Origin of the sequence: Asaia sp. SF2.1, from assembly GCF_000505765.1 — a bacterium.
Classification (GTDB): Bacteria; Pseudomonadota; Alphaproteobacteria; order Acetobacterales; family Acetobacteraceae; genus Asaia; species Asaia bogorensis.
The window spans coordinates 37304-39231 of record NZ_AYXS01000051.1; the positions used below are offsets into that span (position 1 = coordinate 37304).

The 1928-nt window shown below is 64.6% G+C and carries 2 protein-coding genes; both read left to right on the forward strand.

Annotated elements, in window-relative coordinates; all coding sequences use genetic code 11:
• Nucleotides 1–837 (forward strand): LLM class flavin-dependent oxidoreductase (locus tag P792_RS35150; RefSeq protein WP_031241719.1); only part of this gene is annotated, 837 nt, incomplete at its 5' end.
• Nucleotides 837–1928: FAD/NAD(P)-binding protein (locus tag P792_RS35155; protein ID WP_035440944.1), on the forward strand; the 1092-nt coding region annotated here is incomplete at its 3' end. The genes P792_RS35150 and P792_RS35155, both read left to right, overlap by 1 nt.

A 1928-nucleotide genomic window follows, 5' to 3' on the forward strand; every position in this document is an offset into this window, starting at 1 on the left:
AACGTCGTAACAGGGGGTGACCCGCGCGAGAATGGCGGCGATGGGCTGTTTCATGACCATCCCACGCGCTACGCCATTACCGACGAATTTCTGGATATCTATTCGCGCCTGCTGCGTGGCGAAACGATCGCCCATGAAGGGCCGCATTTCCGCATCGAGGATGGTCGGCTGCTCTTTCCGCCCCATCAAGAAAACGGCCCGCCGCTCTATTTCGGCGGCTCTTCCGATGTCGGGATCGATATTGCGGCAAGACGGGTACAGAAATACCTGACCTGGGGCGAGCCGCCCGCCCTTGTGCGCGAGAAGATCGCCAGTGTGCGTGAGGCTGCTGCGAAAGCGGGTCGCGAGGTCAGCTTTGGCATACGCTTTCACGTCATTGCCCGCGAAACGACGGCAGAGGCCTGGGCAGAGGCAGACCGGCTGATTTCGAAACTCGATGATGCCACCATTGCCGAGGCGCAATCTGTTTTTGCGCGGCTCGATTCCGTGGGGCAGTCACGCATGAGCGCCCTGCATGGCGGCCGGCGTGACAAGCTCGAGATCAGCCCGAACCTGTGGGCCGGTGTCGGGTTGGTTCGCGGCGGCGCGGGAACGGCGCTCGTGGGCGATCCGGCCACCATTGCCGAGCGTATGGATGAATACCGCCGCGCAGGGTGCGACAGCTTCATTCTCTCAGGTTATCCGCATCTGGAGGAAGCCTATCGCTTCGGTGAACTCGTGCTGCCGCTCCTGCCTACCGCTCACCCCGTACGTACGAAGCAGGCCAGCAGCAATATGGGCCCGTTTGGCGAAACCATTGCCGGAAGCCACAGGCCCGGACGGGTCGCGGCGTCATAATGGGCAGCGCATTACCCCCCTACCCGGTCGCCATTATCGGCGGCGGCGCCTCAGGTGCGATGGTGGCCTATCATCTGCTCCGGCTGCGCCCTGACCTCGTCGCCGACCAGGTGGCGATTATCGAACCGCGTGCCCAGCTTGGCGCGGGGCTCGCTTATGGCACGCAGGACCCGCAGCACCGGATCAATGTGCCGGCGTCGCGCATGAGTCTCGATACCAGCGTGCCGGGAGATTTCCGTGCATGGCTCGATCTCGATGCCCTGTCCGCCACCGATCCTGACGCCTTTCTGCCCTCTGGCGATCTCTACCCCTCGCGGGCGCAGTTTGGCCGTTATGTCGCGGCACGCCTTGCCCCCGAGATCACTTCGGGGCGGTTGCGGCATATCCGCGCCGAGGCGCTCGATATCACGCGCGACAGGCTTTGGCGTATCGCTCTTAGCGATGGGCCGCCGATCCTGGCGGAACGGCTTGTCATCGCCCTGACTCATCCCGCACCCGCCCTGCCGGTGCCGCTCAGGACGCTCGCCCACGACCGACGCGTGATTGCCAACCCGTGGCGTGACGATGCGCTGTCGCGCATCGGGGTGCAGGATCGTGTGGCCATTATCGGAACGGGCCTTACCATGGCCGATGTCGTGGCCAGCCTGACCGCACGCGGCCATCACGGCCCCATCGTCGCCTTCTCACGGCGTGGGCTACGACCGCGCGCTCATGCTGCCGAGGCCTCGGCGCTCTCGGAACTTCTCCCCATTGCGCCGGCCCCGACCGCAAGGGGCCTGCTGCGCCATGTGCGACAGGCACTGCGCGATCATGCCGATCTGTCGTGGCACGAAGTGATTGATGCCGTGCGCAGGCAAGGGCTTGTTCTGTGGTCGGCACTCTCTCTTCCAGAACGTCGACGGCTGATACGTCACCTGCGCCCCTTCTGGGACGTGCATCGCTTCCGTATCGCCCCGCAGATCGACGCCATCCTCACACAGCGTCTGGCCGAAAAAACCCTCAACCTGCGTGCTGCACGCCTCGCGAGTGCAGAAATCTCGGAAGATGGTGTGCGCCTGCGCATCCAGCCCCGGGACGGGACAAAGCTGGGG